Source organism: Sulfitobacter sp. IGS-18 (assembly GCF_059628195.1).
Genome location: NZ_JCAQIH010000002.1, coordinates 265,433 through 282,248 on the forward strand (window position 1 = coordinate 265,433; position 16,816 = coordinate 282,248).

The window sequence follows — 16,816 nt, forward strand, 5'->3', positions numbered from 1 at the left end:
GGTCTTCACAGGTCGATCAGGACCGATTTCATTCTGCGGCTGGCGGCACCGGCTTTGCGTCCCGGGCCGCAGGTCTTCAGCCCCGCACAGAGCCCATAGCCGGGATGGCCGACAAGAGCCAAGGCCACTTGCGCGCGCCCAAATCTCCGAAAGCGCGCCACCCGTCCGGCATCGGCGCCATCGGCACCACCGATAAACCGACAGGCTGGCAAGGCGGTCTGGTCTGCATCATTGGCAAGGTTCATGGCGCACCCTGAGAAGGAATTCTGCCTGCAAGATCGCGCGTTCGATGCGGCCATAGCTGCCGAAAGCGCCGGATCCTCAGCATTTTACGCTGCACTCCCGGATTTCTCAGGCAGAAGATTTTGGCGCTGTCGAGCCCGAACCTTCAGATCGGCGCGGCCTGTATCCTGCCGCCCTGCATTGGGCAAAGCCATGGCCGCACAGCCGCTATCAAAACTTGGATACTCTGCCCCATTGGGCATGATCAAAGCGGGCCAGCCGGTACTGCGCCGTCTCGGTGATGGGGGCGCGGGCAAGTACCAGATCGGCGACCAGATGGCCCACCCCCGGCCCGATGCCAAAGCCGTGGCCAGACAGCCCCGCCGCCAGCGTCAGACCCGCAATGCCGATATCATTGTCGATCACCGGCACGCCGTCCGGCGTGCTGTCGATATAGCCTGCCCATCGTGCCTGCACCGGTACAGTCGCAAGTGCGGGCAAGAGCTTGCGCGCATTGGCCAGCGTCTGGTTCACCGTCGCAACCGAGGGGCGCGGGTCAAGGATGCGGACCCGTTCCATCGGGGTTTCCCGGTCCAGATCCCAGGTCGCCATGGTCTCGAAACCCGCCCGCCAGGCCTGCAACCCGCCTGGCAGCAGCGACCGCCAGCGTTTGGTGAACATCGGCAGGAAATGCTTGGCTTTGCGGATCATGCGAGGGGTCGGATCAACGTTGCCCTTACCCGAAATCGCCAATGTATAACCGCCATCGCCACGCCGGGTCAGCGACACCGCAGAGGTATGCAGCGCAGGCGGCAAACCCTCGGCACCCGGCGCCACGGAGAGGATCGAACTGCGCACCGAGGCCTGGGGAAAGAAGATGCCCGATTGGTGCAGGAAACTGCCCGCCCAGGCGCCACCCGCCATCACCACCTGCGGCGTGCGGATCACGCCACGCTCGGTCACCACCGCCGAGACGGCCCCCGCTTCGGTTTCGATACCGCGGGCGGCACAGCCCTGCACCACGACACCGCCATGCTTCATCACGCCGCGTGCAATCTGCGGTGCGGCACTGGCAGGGTCGGCAATGCCATCGCTGGGCGACCAGACCCCACCGGCCCATTTCTGCCCCGTCGCAGCGCCCCTTTCGGTGGCTTCGGCGGCGCTCAGCATCCGGGTGTCGACACCTTCGCCCCGCGCAAACCGGCCCCAGCTGGCCCAGCCTTCGATTTCGGCGGCATCGTTGGAAAGATACAGCAACCCGCAGCGGCGAAAGCCCAGATCAACACCGATGTCCTGCGCCATGTCTTCCCACAGCGCCAGGCTGCGGGTGGAGAGCGGAAGCTCGCGCGCATCGCGGTTCTGCTGGCGGCACCAGCCCCAGTTGCGGCTGGATTGTTCGGCCCCCACGCGGCCTTTCTCCAGCAGCACCACTTTCATGCCCGCACGCGACAGCCAATAGGCGGCACATACGCCGACAATGCCTGCCCCGATCACCACGCAATCGGCAGCATCTGGAAAGGTGTCATTTGTCGTCAAATTCATCAACGGGGCAGGCATTGTATTCTCCGTACTTCTGGCCAGACCTTCATCATATCGCCTGCTGCGCGGCGTCGCAGGATATGGTCTTGTAATTGTTCACAAAAACGAAACCTGCGCGGCACCGCCGGTTGCGCTCAATACCCCCGGTTCTGATCGACACGCCCGGGAAGCGGGCTTTTGGTGCACGTGGCGCGGACCACCTCCAGCGCATGCAGCGCGCCAGCGTGGTGATCGGTCACGGCCGCGATATGCGGCGTGACGATCACCCGCGGATCGCGCCAGGCCCAATGATCGGCAGGCAGCGGTTCAGGGTTGGTCACATCCAGCATCGCATGCCGCAGCGCGCCACTGTCCAGCGCGTCGCGCATTGCCTGCATGTCCAGCTGCGCCCCGCGCCCGGCATGCACCAGCGCCGCCGCTTCCGGCAGTTTCGCAAACAGAGCGGCGTTCAGGATGCCGCGCGTCTCGGCTGTCAGCGGCAGCAGACAGACCAGAATATCGCTCTGGCCCAGAAACCTGTCCAGATCCTGCAGGCCATAAACCGGAACATCTGCCACCGGCCGCCCGGAGCGTGACCAGCCGCTGACCTTGAAACCCATGCCGCCCAGCGTCTGTGCCGCCAATGTGCCGATCCGGCCCATGCCCATGATCCCGACGCGGGCGTTCCGCGCATGCGACACCGCCTGCGGCTTCCATTGGCCCTGCCCTGCCTGTTCCAGATAGGCCGACATCGTGCGGTGCAGCATCAATGTTGCCATTACCACCCAGTCGCGCACCATCTCCTCGATACCCGGATCAAGGGCGCGCACCAGTTCCATGCCTGCGGGCAAGGCAGGCATCTGGTCCACCCCGGCCCCGGAACTGATCACGACCTGCAGGTTGGGATAGCGCTGCAGATCTTTCGGGGGTGTCCAGCACAACAGATGCGTGACCTCGGCCGGGTCGGTGACGGCCTCTTCGCCCACAATGATCTTTTCTCCTGCCGCTTCAAAGGCCGCGACCCAGACCGCGGCACGTTCGGCACTGGACAGGAACAGCAATGCCATCAGCGCAACACCTCGCGAATTTCGGGATCGTCCAGGGTGATATCCAGAACCCTGCGGGTCCGCGCCACGATCTCGTCAATCTCGTCTTCGGTACAGCACAGCGGTGGCGCATAGGCAAAGATGCCCTGCGGAAATGACCGCACCACCAGCCCCTGTTCCCAGGCCCGGTCAAACAACCGCGTTGCAGGCTGCACTTCGGGCGGCAGGGGTGTCTTGCGCGCCTTGTCGGTCACCAGTTCCACCGCCGCCAGCATCCCGCGTCCGCGCACATCGCCGACCAGGGGATGATCACGCAGGGTTTCCAGCCCCGCCATCAGGCGTTTGCCTGCGCGTATGCCGTTCTCGAACAGCCCGCCCTCATAAAGCGCCAGCACCTCAAGCGCCACCGCCGCCGAGACCGGATGCGCGGAATAGGTGAACCCATGCCCCACGGCCTTGGCCCCTGCACCATCGGCAATCACCTCATAGACATGATCCGACATCAAGACCGCCCCCATCGGGACATAGCCCGAGGTCAGCCCCTTGGCGCAGGTCAGCAGGTCGGGCACGATGCCCTCGTCGGCGCTGGCAAAAATCGGGCCGGTGCGGCCAAATGCCGTGATGACCTCATCAACGACAAAGAGAATGCCAAGTTCACCGCACAGATCCCGCATCGCCTTGATCCAGCCCGGCGGCGGCACCAGCACGCCACCCGATCCCTGAATCGGCTCGACATAGAAGGCCGCAACGCGGTCCTCTCCGATCTCGGCCACCTTGGCGCGCAGCTCGGCCACCGAGGCCTCGATCACCGCCTGCGGATCATCGCCCCGCGGATTGCGATAGACGTAATGCGAGGAAATCTTGTGTTGCCAGGCATAGGGCACGCCGAAGCCGTCATGGAAACCGGGCAGCGCCGTCAGCCCCGCGCCCATCGTGGTTGAGCCGTGATAGCCCTGCTCGACCGAGATGAACTGATCGCGCCCGGGCTTGCCCCTGGCCTGCCAGTAGTAGCGGACAAAGCGGATGGTGCTGTCCACCGCGTCCGACCCGCCAAGGGTGAAATAGACATGGTTCAGATCGCCCGGCGCACGGTCGGCCAGAGCGGCGGCCAGCCGGATCGGGGGTTCCGACCCCAGATCGAAATATCCCGTCGCATAGGGCAGCCTGCGCATCTGCTCGGCAGCGGCCTCGACCACGCTTTCATGGCCATAGCCCGCGTTCACACACCAAAGGCCCGCAAACCCGTCCAGCAGCTCGCGCCCTTCGCTGTCGGTGACAGTCGCCCCCTTGGCCGACCGCAGGACGCGCACGCCGCGGGCCTCGTGGCCGCGGAAGGACGACACCGGATGAACAAGGTGCTGGCGGTCCAGCTCGACAAGAGAATTGGTCAACATTTGACGTCCCATTCAGGTTATCCCAGCGCCTGCGACACAAGGGCAAAGGTTTTGTATTCCGACGGCGCGCGGGTCCGCGCGTCGCGTTTCATGGCAATGCCGCCGCCAGCGGCTTCCAGACCCAACCGCGTTGCAGTCTCGCCCATGCCCGCGTCGGCGGGCAGGTCAACACGCAGGAAACCACCCGCACAGCGGCGCGCGGCCTCGGCCATCAGCGCCGCAGCGCTGGCCGCGTCCCGTGCCACCACCGGCCCCAGCACCCGCCCGCGCCCGAAATCGCGCAGCAGGGCAAATCCGTTCTCGCAGCGCAGCACTTCGCCCTGCGCGGCAATCGCCCCCAGCAATCCCGCCCGCGACATGCCCGAGGCCTGCAAATCCAGCGCTGCCAGCGCCGGAATATCCTGCGCATCACCGGTTCGAACGGGCAATTCAGGCGTCGCTGCCTGGGCAATCCCCTGCTGCTGGCACACTTCGCCACAGGCGACAAAGCCCATCTTTTCATAAAGCGGCAGCCCGTCCGCAGTGGCGGTCAGACGCAATTCGCGCGCACCGCCAAGGGCAATCACCTGCTCCATCAGCGCCCGGCCCAGCCCGCGTCCGCGCATCTGCGCATCGACGATGATCATGTTCATCGTCGCCACATCGCCGAAGGCAGAGCACAATGCAGTGCCCACAACTTTGCCGTCCTGCAGCGCCACAACCCCCCTGGAGACCGACAGCGTGAGCTGCCAGTCCTCGGCACGGTGCGGCCAGACGGCCTCCGTCGACAGACGCAGTGCGCCATCCAGATGGGCGGGCTCAAAGGCGGTGATCTGAACATCGTCTTGCGACAATCTGGCCGGTGCGGGTTTGATAGCAGTCATGAATTTTCCGTCCTGTTTGTGCCCAGTCTAGGCCCCCGCACGCGGCAGTTTTGTTTTGATCCCCGCCCGTTGCGGCAGTTTTCTGCGGCGGCGCAGTTGCTCGGCCACAGAAAATGCCGCGTAGCGCAAAGCGGATCAGGACGCCAGATGACGCCCCAGCGCCAGGACCATTGCTATTGCCCCCGCCAGTTCGTCTTCGGTCAGATATTCCTCGGGCCGGTGCGCGCGTGCGATGTCGCCGGGCCCGCAGATGACCGAGGCGATTCCCGCCTGCTGGAACAGCCCCGCCTCGGTGCCGAAACTGACAGCACCCAGGGGCTTATGCCCCGAGATGTGCGCGGCCAGTGTGGCCAGCGGATGATCCGCTTCCAGCGACAGCGCCGGATAAGTCGACAGCCATTCGCCGCGCACCCCCGGCCCCAGCGCCGCCATCACCGGCTCCAGCAGCGTTTTGGGATCAACACCGGCAATCGCCCGCGCCTCCATGCTGGCTTCGGCGTGATCGGGGATGATGTTCAGCGCCTGACCGCCCTGCACCGTGCCGATCTGAAGACTGGAATAGGGCGGCGCGAAACGGTCATCCTGCGGCCCTTCACGCAGCGCCTCGGCCTGCTTGCGCGCAACGGACAGCGCAGGCAACAGCGCATGAATGGCATTGTCACCCTGATCGGGGCGCGAACTGTGGCCCGACCGGCCCTCGGCCACCAGCCGCAGCGCCGCCTTGCCCTTATGCGCCAGCACCGGCACCAGCCCGGTCGGCTCTCCGACGATGCAGCCCAGGGGCGGCGCGCATAGATCCGGCAGCACCGCAATCATATGCGGCACCCCGCGACAGCCCGCCTCCTCGTCATAGGACAGCGCAATATGAACAGGGGCGGACAGCTCCATACCGACCAGTTCGGGCACGGCGGCCAGCACCGCAGCCACATAGCCCTTCATGTCGCAACTGCCCCGCCCGATCAGCCGCCCGCCGTCACGGCGCAGGACAAAGGGATCATCCAGCCATTCCGGCTCGCCCGCCGGCACCACATCGACATGGCCCGACAATATATAGCCGGGCCGTGACGCATCCCCGATGGTGGCGAACAGATTGTACCGGTCGCCTTCCGGTCCCTTGAGCAGGTGAAAGGGCACCCCGTGTTTGCGCAGGTAATCCGCAACAAACTGCATCAACCCGTCATTGGGCGTGCCGACCACACTGGGAAAGCCGACAAGCTGCTCCAGCAGCGCGGCACCCGATGCCTGCATCACGCTCACTCCGTGACGGGGGTTGCGGTGACATAGATCTTGCGCAGGGTCTCCAGTGTTTTCCACTGGCCCACAAAGCCCGGCTTCATCACAAAGCTGTCGCCCGCACCAAAGCTGAAGGTATCACCGCCGTCTTCGCTGATCTCGACGCGTCCGGACAGGATATGGCAGAATTCAAAGGTTTCGCCCTTCATCGACTTTGTCGTGCCGGGCGTGGCTTCCCATACGCCGGTGCGAATCTGACCCCATTGCGCGGCTTCGGCCCAGGCTTCGTCCTGCGCCCATGTGCGAAAGGCAGGCGCGCCTTCGATCAGGCGGTCGGGGGCTGCCACATCTTCGCGGGGGGCGAATTCGGGGGCGGTATCAATCGGAACAATAAGGGACATAGAGAGGTCTTTCTGCTGGTGCGCCAACCGGCGCGTTGATCTGCCCGGACAAAATGCACCAGCCTGCCCGGCGATCTTGTCCAAAGTTGCCGTTCCGGCGGCAGGACCTGCCGGATGCTGCCCGCCCGGCGCAATTTCATGCTCGCGATTCCGTAAATTGGGGGAAGCCCGGTGGCACATGTCAGGTGAACCTTGGCCACGAACCAGAAAACCCCTGCAAACATGGAAAACTATGTTTCCCGGTCGTGGATCAGGATCTTATCGCCCGTCTCACTGACCGCACAGATGGTCAGTTTCCCGCAACCGGCAGGCGCATTGCGCGGGGCGCCATCGACAAGATCGAATTCGGCAAAATGCACGGGACAAACGATGTGACCATCCGCCACGAAACCATCCGACAAGGAAGCCACGGCATGCGGGCAGGCATCCGCAACTGCATGGACCTGACCATTGATGCGGGTGACGGCCAATGCGCCAAGCTTGGGGTCATCGACACGCAGCACCGCGCCCTCCGCCACAGCGGAACCCGCGACAAGGAAGCGTCCCGGCCCGGTTGGTTTAGGCGGCTGACGGCGCGCGGTCTTTGGTCGTGGTGCGGAATCGAAACGATGAATCTCCTGCGGGCGGTCGATGCCGATCGCAAAATCGCCAAAGTCCCAAAATGGCCGGTCCCCGTCCCCGGGTCTGTTGCAAAGGCGGGCTTTCGCAGTCGGGCGCCCGGCAATTTGAATCCGTTTGCCAAATTGATCCGACCAGAACCGCAGGGGCGCGCGGGCCGAAAGTGGCTGGCCCAACATGGCGCGCACGCAGGCGCGCGCCTGGTCATTGGCGTTCTGCCAGCTTTCGATCCGCGCGAGCCCTGCCGGCCCGGGTTGTGACGCCACATCGCCAATCGCATGGATGAGCGGATTGCTGGTCGTGCCTGCGGCATCCGTGCTGATACCTCCGTCACAGGCGATCCCGGCATGGCGACCCAGATCATCGTTGGGCGAGATCCCCACGGCGATCAGCAGCATGTCAGCCGTAATCTCGCTGTCGCCGATCTTGGCGCGGACCGCGTTGACATCCACAGCGAATTCAGCGCTGACGCCCAGGCGAAGATCAACACCATGGCTGCGGTGCAAGGCGGCAAGGTGATCGGAAACCGCAGGCGGCAACAGACGGTGGGCCAGCGCCGGTCCACGCACCAGAACGGTCACCTCGATCCCGGCGGCACGGGCGGCGGCAGCGGCCTCCATCGCGATCCAGCCGCCCCCGAGGATCAGCAAGCGGCGTGGCGCGGCCAGGGCGATGGCCCGTGCGTCATCGCGGGTGCGCAACCTGTGCACGCGCGTACCGGACAGCGCCATCGGGTTTCGCGCCTGCCCACCGGTCGCGAGGATCAGCCGCGCATAGTCGCGATTGCTGCCATCGGCCAGGGTCACCCGGCAGCGATCCGCATCCACCCCGACAACCCGCTGGCCGAGGCTCAGGTCGATGTTCAGGCGCTTTGCCTCATCCGGGGTCATCGCATCGGTCTGCGGCACGCTCTGGAACAGCGTCTTTGACAGTTCCGGCCGCTCGTAGGGCGGATGCGCTTCGTCGCCGATCATTTGCACCGGCCCGCGATGGCCTGCTTCGCGCAAGGAACGTGCCGCCATCGCGCCGGCCTGTCCCGCGCCCACGATCACGATTGGCCGGGGCTGCGGCAGCTCCAGTCGCTGGCCAAGCTCAATCGCGCCTTCGGTTTCGATGACACAATAGATGCCAAGATTGCGTTGAAACCGATCCACAAGCGTCCGCAAAACGTCGGGATCGCCCGGCAATTCGCCCTGCGCCAGCGTGGTAAAGCCGCATCTTCCACAATGGGAGACACCGCGCAGGGTGACATTCCCGATCCGGAAACGCTGGCCGAGCAGGTTGTATTCCGGAATACCCTCCGGGGCATCGGGCAAATCGACCACGATGTTCGGGCGAAAGCGGCGCGCATCCATGTTGCTTTGCGGAAGGAGGCGGGACAATTGCGCCAGCGCCTGCCGGCTGATCAGATGCACCGGCGCCATGGTGTAGCGTGGCCGGGCCGCCGTGCCGTCTGCCAGCGCCGTGCCGTGCCGCCGGACCTGAACCGCGCGGCCGAAATGCAACGACAGCATGTCACGGGCCGCCTCGCTTTCCGCATCCAGCCAGACCTGTCCATCGGATGAAATCTGGGGACAGTCGTTGCGGATCCGTGCCTGGATATCGGGCGCCCGGTTCCAGCGGGGATCACGCACGGGATAGGCTGTCTCGCCTGTCTCCGCATCGAAAAGCCCATGGGTCCGGTCACCAACCGGCCCGCCCTTGACCATCCGGAGGGTCTCGCAGCGCTCGCCGCCCAGCGTGCTGAGCGGATAGCGCCAGAGGTCGGCCACAATTGCGTCGTCGAACATCGCGGTCATCCGCTTTATCGTTTGCTACGCCACCATGCGATGCGGTCCTGCAGCGCATAACCCCTGATGATCGCGGGCATGAACCACGGGTTGCCCCGGTAGAGCGGCACCGCAGCAGGCGGGCGGGAGAACAGCGCGGAACGGCCCTCTTCGCCATTGCCCAGCAACCGGTGCGCCGCGCGGGTGCCGACCCAGGGTGCCCAGACGACGCCCGAGCCACAGAACCCGCTGGCATAGACGATCCCGTCCTTTTCAAAGATCCGGGGCAGCATGTCGCGGTTCATCGCCACATTGCCATACCAGCTGTGCGACAGATGCACCCCTTCCAGCTCGGGGAAGACTTCGGCCAGCCCCCGGCGCAGCCGCTGCGTCGGCACGGTGGCGTCGCCCCCATGCCCGCTTTCGCGCCCGCCCAGCAGGATGCGTTTGCCGTCTGGTGTGGGGCGGTAGTAATAGCCCAGCTGCCGCCCCTCGCCCATCATCATGCGCTGCGGCATCAGCCGGTCCATCACCTCGGGCGGCAGCTCTTCGGTGACGATAATCCGGCTGCGCACCGGCACCAGACGCCGGCGCAGATAGGGGGCGGCACCATCGGTGTAACCGTTGGTGCAGACCAGTACCTGCCGCGCCTCGACCGTGCCTGACGGGGTCTGAACGCGAAATGTCGCGCCCTCGCGCCTGATCGCCGTGACCGGGGTGTGCCCGTGCACGGCGACACCGGCGGCCAGTGCCAATTGCAACAGGCCTGCATGAAACTTGCCCGGATGCAGCCCGCCGATGTCCTTGCGCACAACGCCGCCACGGTAAAAGCCGGAGCCGATATATTGCTCCTGTTCCCCGTGGGGAACCGCATAGGTCTCGATGCCCAGCCGTTTCGCCAGGGCCTCGGCACCCCGGGCCATGGTGTCGTATTGGCCGAACCCCAGCGCCCCCTTGAACAAGCCAGTCAGCCGGAAGTCGCAGTCGATCTCCTCGCTGCGGATGAAGTCGTACAGGAATTCCCGCGCGGTCTTGCTCTCGGCTTCGATGGCATAGGCAGTGGCCTCGTCAAAGGTCCTTGTTATCGCGGCATGGCTGGGACGGATCGAGCCGCTGGTGATGCCGCCGTTGCGCGAGGATGCGCCCTCGCCCGGATGCATCGCGTCAAAGGCCGCGACCGAGCGGCCCGCCCGGGCCAGGGTCAATCCCGCAGCCAGCCCGGCATAGCCGGCGCCGACAATGGCCACGTCCACCGACCGGGCGGGGGGCTGTACAGGCACCGGTCCGGGCGGGGCCGCTTCCCACCAGAACGGTGTCGCCTTGTCAGCAAGCCGGGATGTTTTGGCCATCGTATATCCTATCAGACGGTGTCGTTGCGGACGTCAAGCGCGTCGCGCAGACCGTCCCCGATAAAGTTGAAGCTGGACACCGCGATGGTGATCGCAATGCCTGGTATGATTGCAAGCCACGGCGCGCTGGCCAGGTATTGCTGCGCCCCGTTCAGCATGTTGCCCCAGCTTGGCAGCGGCGGCTGGATTCCGAAACCCAGAAAGCTGATATAGGCTTCCAGCAGGATGGCACGGGCCACTGTCAGGGTCGCGGCAACGATGATGGGCCCCATGGCATTGGGCAGGATCTCGCGGAACATGATATGCGACCGGCCCAGCCCCAGCATACGCCCGGCAAGCACGAATTCCCGCTCCTTGAGCGAACGGACCTCGGCCTCGACGATCCGGGCGACCTCCATCCAGCTGGTCACGGCAATGATGATGGTGATCATCACTGGGCTGGGTTTCAGTGCTGCGGCCAGCGCCAGCAACAGGAAGATGGTCGGGTAGGACAGGAACCCGTCGACCGTACGCATCAGCACGGCGCTGATCCAGCCGCCGCGGTAACCCGCGATCACGCCGACCAGCGTGCCGACGAAGATCGACAGCACCATGGCGAAGAAGCCCACCAGCAGCGAGATCCGGCCAGCCATGAACAGCCGCGCCGCGATGTCGCGCCCCAGGGGGTCGGTGCCCAGATAGTGATCGCTGGCAAAGGGCGGCGCGAACCTTGCCCGCAAATCGATGTAAAGCGAGTCGTAGGGCAGCAGATAGGGGCCGACAACGCAGGCCAGCGTCAGAAGGGTGATCATCAACAGCCCCAGCAGCGCCAGACGATGGCTCAGGAAGCGGCGCAGCACCCGGCTCTGCCACCAGCGGCTGGGGGAGTGGGTTGCGGTCAGGGTGGTCATCTCGGTGGCTTCCTTCTCCTTGGGTCGGGCGTCAAGCCAGACGAATGCGTGGATCAACCAGCGCGACAACAATATCGGCAACAAGGTTGCCTGCGATGGTCAGGATGGCTGAGAACATCAACAATCCCATTACGACGGGGTAGTCGCTGTAGCCGAGGCTATCGAGGAACAGCCGCCCCATGCCCGGCCAGGTAAAGACGGTTTCCGTCACCAGCGCGCCGGTCAGGATCGAGGGCAGCTGCACCCCGGCCAGGGTGATCATCGGCAAAAGCGCGTTGCCGACGACATGTTTCATCAGCACCCGGCGTTCGGTGACACCTTTGGCGCGGGCGGTTTTCACGAATTCCTGGCTGATCGCATCCAGCGTTGCAGTGCGCATGTACCGGCTCCAGACCGCGATATGGACCAGCGCCAGCACCACCGAGGGCATGATCAGGTGGTGCAGGTAATCCAGTACCGAACCGTCGCCGATGGAATACATGTTGCCCGCCGGCAGCCAGCCCAGTTTCAGCGAGAAGACGTAGATGCCGATCAGACCGAACCAGAAGGTCGGGATCGACAGGGCAACCATGGCACCCACGGTCGCGGCATAATCGAAGGTCGAATAGCGGTGGGTCGCCCCCCGGATACCGATCCAGGTCCCGATCGCGATGGCGATGACGGTCGAGGAGCCCATCAGGAGGAAAGTGGCAAAGAGATGCCGGCCGATCACGGTCAGGACCGGGTTCCCGTCGCGGAAGGATATTCCCCAGTCGCCCTGAAGCAGCCGCCAGGCCCAGTCGAAATACTGCACCAAAAGCGGGCGGTTCAACCCGAGCTGTTCGGCGAGCCGGGCCTTGTCCGCTTCGGTCATGCCGGGGTCGAGCGCAAATTGCGCCAGCGGCCCGCCCGGAATGAGGTTGAGTACGACAAATCCGATGATTGAAACGATCACGAGCAGCACGATGCTTTGCGCGAAGCGTTTGAGCAGGAATGCAGGCATATTCTCCTCCTTCCGGGACAGGTAGCGTTACATTGTGCCCGGTGTCCGGAGCGTTCTGCCCCGGACACCGGAGGTCAGGTCAGGCCCAGTACCAGGCCGCGGCGTGCCAGGATTCGGTCCGCGTGTTGGTATTGACCTCGAAGCCCTCGATGCCTGCCTTGCGACCATAGAGGTTGGTGTAGGCAAACAGCGGCAGGAACGGGAGGTCGTGCCGGATGATCTCCTGCACCTTGAAGTAGATCTCCCGCCGCTTTTCGGGGTCGAACGTGCGGCTGCCTTCCACCAGCAGGGCATCGACCTCGGAGTTCGAATACTGCGCGTTGTTCGACCCGCTGCCGCCCTTGGCCGCGATGGCATCGGTGTGGAAGCGATAGGTCACATCCGGGTCGCCGCCGACCAGATAGGTGATGCCGACCATGGCCGAGTCGAATTGCGACTGGCCCCAGAAGTCGCCCCACATCACGGCGGGGGGCAGGTTCTCGATCTTCATCTCTGCGCCGATCTCGGCAAAGGTCTGCTGCAGGAACTGCTGGGTCTGTTCACGCAGGTGGTTGCCGACCGTGGTCGAGTTGTTGAACGACAGGCGCAGCCCGTCCTTTTCGCGGATGCCATCGGCACCCGGCACCCAGCCGGCCTCGTCCAGGATCTGGCGTGCGCGGTCGAGGTTGAACTCCTGCTTCGGCAGATCCGGGTTGTAGTAATAGGACTGCGGCGGCATGAAGGTTTCGGCCGGGGTGGGCACCCCATAGTACAGCGCGTCGATGATCGCCGTCCGGTCCATCGCCAGATACAGCGCCTCGCGCACGGCCTGGTCCTTGAAGACAGGCAGTTCCTGGTTGAGATAGATCGATTCAACCGATCCCTTGGGTTCAACCGTCACCACCCGGTCCGCCAGATCCTTGGCCTCCTGGTAGTTGTCGGGCGTGATATAGGCGTTGCCGACCAGGTCGATGTCGCCGCTCTTGAACTGGGCGTAAAGCACGGTCATGTCGGGGATGTATTTGAAGATCAGCTCTTCGACATAGGGGCCTTCGCCGAAGTAATCCGCGTTGGCCATCAGTTCGAGCCGGTCCCCGGCAAGACGCTGTCCCCATTTGAAAGCCCCGGTGCCGACCGGCGCCTGATTGAACGCGGCCTCATTGGGGTTGGCCTCGGCCTCAAGGATATGTTTGGGCACCATGAAGGTTTCGGTCAGGAACGACAGATAGGGAGCAAAGGGCTCTTCCATCCGCCAGGTGATCTCGGTCGGCGAGACAACGGTGATGTCGCGGACCAGATCATGGCCGGTGGTCCGCCAGGCGCGGAAATCGGGGTTCACGATCAGTTCGAGCGTATATTTGACGTCCTCGGCGGTGAAGGGCGTGCCATCGTGCCAGGTGACATCATCGCGCAGGCGGATGCGCCAGTTCAGCCCGTCCTCGGAAATGCCGCCATTGTCCTGGCTGGGCACTTCACTGGCAAGGTTCGGCCCGATGACGCCATCGACACTGATGCGGAACAGCGCGTCGAAAATCGAGAAGTTCACGCCGTCATCCACTTCGATATGCGGCATCAGCGGGTTGAACACGGTCGGTTCCTGCGACAGGCCGACTACGATACGGCCCGTCGGCGCTGCCGGAGGTGTCTGGGCGAAAGCGGGTTTGCCCAGCAGATGTGGTGCGAAAAGGCCCGCAGCGCCACCGGCGCCGAGAACCCGCAGGGCGTCACGGCGTGAGAAGCCTGCGCTGGTTTTGTTGAACTTGGTCATTTTAGTCTCCCATGTGTTGGATTTATCGGGTTGGTTTTGTGACGTTTCTTGTGACGGCTTTGGATATCGGCGCTCAGCCCTCGGCTGCGGCCAATTCGGGGCGGTTGCTGCTTTCGCCGGGAATGGCGGCCACCAGCTCGCAGGTGTAATCGGATTTCGGGTTGAGAAAGATCTGCGACGGCGGCCCCATTTCGACGATCCGTCCGCGCTGCATGACGGCGATATCGTCGCAAATCTGGCTGGCGACCCGCAGGTCGTGGGTGATGAAGACCATCGAGATCCCGGTTTCCCGCTGGACCTTGTCCAGCAGTTCCAGGATCTGCGCCTGTATCGACACGTCCAGCGCCGAAACAGCTTCGTCGGCAACCAGCAGCGTCGGCTTGAACATCAGCGCGCGTGCAATGCCGATCCGCTGCCGCTGACCGCCGGAAAACTCATGCGGGTAGCGCCCGTAGGCCCCGGTATCCAGCCCGACCAGATCCAGCAGAGCGCGGGCATCTTCGCGGGCCTTGGCATAGGGCATCCCGTGGGCGGTTGGCCCCACGGTCAGGATCCGCCCGATCGTCGCGCGCGGGTTCAATGATGCAAAAGGATCCTGAAAGATCATCTGGATGCGCTGGCGCAGCGGGCGGAACTCGGTCTCTGCCATCGGGGCGATGTCACGGCCTTCGAACAGGATGCGCCCCCCGTCGCAGTCCATCAGCTTGGTCAGCAACCGCCCCAGCGAGGATTTTCCCGATCCGCTTTCACCCACCACGCCCAGCGTTCGGCCGCTGGCCAGTTCAAAGGACACGTCACGCACGGCAGGCACCACACGCTGGGTGCGCAGCAGGGCGCTGCCGCTGCGATAGGTCTTTGTCAGCCCTTCGACCTTCAGCACCGTATCGCTGCCTGTGGATTGCAATGACGGGCGGTCCTTGTCGGTCAGATGCGGCACGGCAGCGATCAACCGTTTGGTATAGGGGTGTACGGGCGCCTTCAGAACCTGGTCTGCGGTGCCCCGTTCGACAACATGGCCTTTTTCCATCACCACGACATTGTCGGCAATCTCGGCCACGACGCCAAAATCATGGGTGATGAACAGCACGCTCATGCCCTTGCGGCGCTGGATGTCGCGGATCAGTTCGAGGATCTGCGCCTGGGTGGTCACGTCCAGCGCCGTGGTCGGTTCATCCGCGATCAGGATCGAGGGTTCAAGCGCCAGCGCCATGGCGATCATCACCCGCTGGCGTTGCCCGCCGGACAGGCGGAAAGGATATTGATTGTACATCAGCGCAGGGTCCGGCAGCCCCACTTCGTCCAACAGTTCCACCGCCCGTTTGCGCCGTGAGGCCTGTGTGCCGATCCCATGCGCCCGCATGGCCTCGTCTACCTGCGCGCCCACTGTCATCAGCGGGTTCAGCGCCGACAGCGGGTCCTGAAAGATCATCGACACCACCCGTCCGCGCAGGCTGCGCAGGGATTCCGCATCCATGCCGACAATTTCGAGCCCGTTCAGCGTGATGGAGCCCGCGCTGACACCGATCACACGAGGCAGAAGCCCCATGATGGTATTTGCGGTCACCGATTTGCCCGACCCCGATTCACCGATCACACAGAGGATCTTGCCACGTTCGAGATCGAAAGAGACCTCCTCGACCGCATGGGCACGTTCCATGCCATGGGGCAGGTTGACGGTCAGACCGCGCACCGATAGCGCCAGTTCATGGCTGTCGTCTGTCTGGGGGCTTGCTGTCATGCTGCACTTTCCTTGCGTGTGAACCGTTGTGTAGTCCTCGCCGATAATCCAAGTATTGTGATCCCAATCGGGGGGCAGAGTCACCAAATCACCACGTGCAGACGGCAGGATAAACTGATCTGATGTCCGGGTCTGGCAGATTATTCTGCGCCGCATATGGCACCTTTTTCGGTGCATGATGAGGCGAAGGATCCCCCTGGCCCGGTCGGTGTATTGCCCGCGCCCGAAGGATATGTTGAAGTTTTGTCAAAACATCCGCTGTGAAGCTTGCACAGGAAATGGGCATTCCGGCAAGTGGGACAGAAATCCTTCGGCACCCGCCCGCACGAAACAGATGACGGCCCGCCCTATGCCACGTATTACTTTCCCAGGACGAATTGGAGCGCCTGCATGACCCTCGACAAGATCGACATCAGGATTCTCTCTGAACTCCAGAAGAACGGCAGGATCACAAATGTCGAACTTGCCGAACTGGTTTACCTGTCGCCCAGCCCCTGCCTGATGCGGGTCAAGAAGCTGCAGGCCGAAGGGTACATCACCGGTTACGCCGCACAGATCGATGTATCGAAACTTGGCCAAAGCCTGATGGTTTTCACGGAAATCACGCTGAAAAACCACCGTCAGATTGATTTTGCCCGCTTCCTTGCCGCGATGGAAAAGATTGACCAGGTGATCGAATGCCACCTTGTGTCCGGTGGGTATGATTACCTCGTAAAGTTCGTCACCGCCGGGATCACCGAGTATCAGACGATCATGGAAAACCTGGTTGAACGGGACATCGGCATCGACAAATATTTCAGTTTCGTCATCCTGAAATCGCCCATCGTCAAGAAACATCTGCCGCTTGCCTCCTTCCTCGGAGAAGACTGACGCCGCTCTGCCGGCGGGCGGACCCCTTGCCGGGTGCGCCCTGTTCTGACTGCCGGAGACATCCCGTCAAAACGGGCCTCAACCCGGGGTCAGAGCCTCATCGCCCCTGCGACAGCCCTGCGCTGACGCAGGAGGGCGACGCGGTAAAGGGTGATGCCACCGGCGACGATCTTGCG

General features: G+C 63.8%; 14 protein-coding genes. 1 reads left to right on the forward strand and 13 read right to left on the reverse strand.

The genetic code is table 11. The features are described from left to right. Positions 1-5 precede the first annotated feature (5 nt). The 13 genes from ACWNZ3_RS19405 to ACWNZ3_RS19465 form a co-directional block, all read right to left on the reverse strand. On the reverse strand, positions 6-245 hold the full coding sequence (locus ACWNZ3_RS19405; protein ID WP_496901931.1) for a hypothetical protein: 240 nt from the start codon (positions 243-245) through the stop codon (positions 6-8). A gap of 208 nt (positions 246-453) precedes the next feature. Beyond that, positions 454-1,779 carry an NAD(P)/FAD-dependent oxidoreductase gene (locus tag ACWNZ3_RS19410; protein ID WP_496901932.1) on the reverse strand — a complete coding sequence of 442 codons (1,326 nt, stop codon included), beginning with the start codon at positions 1,777-1,779 and terminating at the stop codon, positions 454-456. A 116-nt stretch (positions 1,780-1,895) separates the two neighbouring features. Next, entirely contained in the window at positions 1,896-2,807 is a 912-nt protein-coding gene (locus ACWNZ3_RS19415) for a 2-hydroxyacid dehydrogenase (protein WP_496901933.1), read from the reverse strand. Next, positions 2,807-4,180 carry an aspartate aminotransferase family protein gene (locus ACWNZ3_RS19420; protein WP_496901934.1) on the reverse strand — a complete coding sequence of 458 codons (1,374 nt, stop codon included), beginning with the start codon at positions 4,178-4,180 and terminating at the stop codon, positions 2,807-2,809. Before ACWNZ3_RS19420 ends, ACWNZ3_RS19415 begins: the two co-directional genes overlap by 1 nt. 17 nt (positions 4,181-4,197) lie before the next feature. Beyond that, positions 4,198-5,043 (reverse strand): GNAT family N-acetyltransferase, encoded by an 846-nt coding sequence (locus tag ACWNZ3_RS19425; protein WP_496901935.1) that lies wholly within the window; start codon positions 5,041-5,043, stop codon positions 4,198-4,200. Positions 5,044-5,178: 135 nt separating this feature from the next. Further along, positions 5,179-6,291, reverse strand: a complete 1,113-nt coding sequence (gene argE, locus ACWNZ3_RS19430; protein ID WP_269361056.1) for an acetylornithine deacetylase — start codon at positions 6,289-6,291, stop codon at positions 5,179-5,181. Positions 6,292-6,296: 5 nt separating this feature from the next. Further along, entirely contained in the window at positions 6,297-6,677 is a 381-nt protein-coding gene (locus tag ACWNZ3_RS19435; protein ID WP_496901936.1) for a cupin domain-containing protein, read from the reverse strand. A 230-nt stretch (positions 6,678-6,907) separates the two neighbouring features. Then, on the reverse strand, positions 6,908-9,085 hold the full coding sequence (locus tag ACWNZ3_RS19440) for an FAD-dependent oxidoreductase (RefSeq protein WP_496901937.1): 2,178 nt from the start codon (positions 9,083-9,085) through the stop codon (positions 6,908-6,910). Between the two features lie 14 nt (positions 9,086-9,099). Further along, positions 9,100-10,413 carry an NAD(P)/FAD-dependent oxidoreductase gene (locus tag ACWNZ3_RS19445; protein ID WP_496901938.1) on the reverse strand — a complete coding sequence of 438 codons (1,314 nt, stop codon included), beginning with the start codon at positions 10,411-10,413 and terminating at the stop codon, positions 9,100-9,102. Positions 10,414-10,424: 11 nt separating this feature from the next. Next, positions 10,425-11,303, reverse strand: coding sequence for an ABC transporter permease (locus tag ACWNZ3_RS19450; protein WP_114276850.1), 879 nt, complete (start codon positions 11,301-11,303; stop codon positions 10,425-10,427). A 31-nt stretch (positions 11,304-11,334) separates the two neighbouring features. Then, positions 11,335-12,285 (reverse strand): ABC transporter permease, encoded by a 951-nt coding sequence (locus tag ACWNZ3_RS19455; protein WP_269360592.1) that lies wholly within the window; start codon positions 12,283-12,285, stop codon positions 11,335-11,337. A gap of 79 nt (positions 12,286-12,364) precedes the next feature. After that, positions 12,365-14,032: a peptide ABC transporter substrate-binding protein gene (locus ACWNZ3_RS19460; RefSeq protein WP_496901939.1), complete on the reverse strand. Its 1,668-nt coding sequence runs from the start codon at positions 14,030-14,032 to the stop codon at positions 12,365-12,367. Positions 14,033-14,105: 73 nt separating this feature from the next. After that, on the reverse strand, positions 14,106-15,770 hold the full coding sequence (locus ACWNZ3_RS19465; protein WP_496901940.1) for an ABC transporter ATP-binding protein: 1,665 nt from the start codon (positions 15,768-15,770) through the stop codon (positions 14,106-14,108). A 390-nt stretch (positions 15,771-16,160) separates the two neighbouring features. Here ACWNZ3_RS19465 and ACWNZ3_RS19470 point away from each other — a divergent pair, with 390 nt between their 5' ends. Next, positions 16,161-16,640 (forward strand): Lrp/AsnC family transcriptional regulator, encoded by a 480-nt coding sequence (locus ACWNZ3_RS19470; RefSeq protein ID WP_114277533.1) that lies wholly within the window; start codon positions 16,161-16,163, stop codon positions 16,638-16,640. The last annotated feature ends 176 nt before the right edge of the window (positions 16,641-16,816 follow it).

Bases quoted from the DNA above. Each gene is read 5' to 3' on its own strand.
- ACWNZ3_RS19405 (WP_496901931.1), bottom strand. From the start codon at position 245: ATGAACCTTGCCAATGATGCAGACCAGACCGCCTTGCCAGCCTGTCGG.
- ACWNZ3_RS19410 (WP_496901932.1), bottom strand. From the start codon at position 1,779: ATGCCTGCCCCGTTGATGAATTTGACGACAAATGACACCTTTCCAGAT.
- ACWNZ3_RS19415 (WP_496901933.1), bottom strand. From the start codon at position 2,807: ATGGCATTGCTGTTCCTGTCCAGTGCCGAACGTGCCGCGGTCTGGGTC.
- ACWNZ3_RS19420 (WP_496901934.1), bottom strand. From the start codon at position 4,180: ATGTTGACCAATTCTCTTGTCGAGCTGGACCGCCAGCACCTTGTTCAT.
- ACWNZ3_RS19425 (WP_496901935.1), bottom strand. From the start codon at position 5,043: ATGACTGCTATCAAACCCGCACCGGCCAGATTGTCGCAAGACGATGTT.
- argE (WP_269361056.1), bottom strand. From the start codon at position 6,291: ATGCAGGCATCGGGTGCCGCGCTGCTGGAGCAGCTTGTCGGCTTTCCC.
- ACWNZ3_RS19435 (WP_496901936.1), bottom strand. From the start codon at position 6,677: ATGTCCCTTATTGTTCCGATTGATACCGCCCCCGAATTCGCCCCCCGC.
- ACWNZ3_RS19440 (WP_496901937.1), bottom strand. From the start codon at position 9,085: ATGTTCGACGACGCAATTGTGGCCGACCTCTGGCGCTATCCGCTCAGC.
- ACWNZ3_RS19445 (WP_496901938.1), bottom strand. From the start codon at position 10,413: ATGGCCAAAACATCCCGGCTTGCTGACAAGGCGACACCGTTCTGGTGG.
- ACWNZ3_RS19450 (WP_114276850.1), bottom strand. From the start codon at position 11,303: ATGACCACCCTGACCGCAACCCACTCCCCCAGCCGCTGGTGGCAGAGC.
- ACWNZ3_RS19455 (WP_269360592.1), bottom strand. From the start codon at position 12,285: ATGCCTGCATTCCTGCTCAAACGCTTCGCGCAAAGCATCGTGCTGCTC.
- ACWNZ3_RS19460 (WP_496901939.1), bottom strand. From the start codon at position 14,032: ATGACCAAGTTCAACAAAACCAGCGCAGGCTTCTCACGCCGTGACGCC.
- ACWNZ3_RS19465 (WP_496901940.1), bottom strand. From the start codon at position 15,770: ATGACAGCAAGCCCCCAGACAGACGACAGCCATGAACTGGCGCTATCG.
- ACWNZ3_RS19470 (WP_114277533.1), top strand. From the start codon at position 16,161: ATGACCCTCGACAAGATCGACATCAGGATTCTCTCTGAACTCCAGAAG.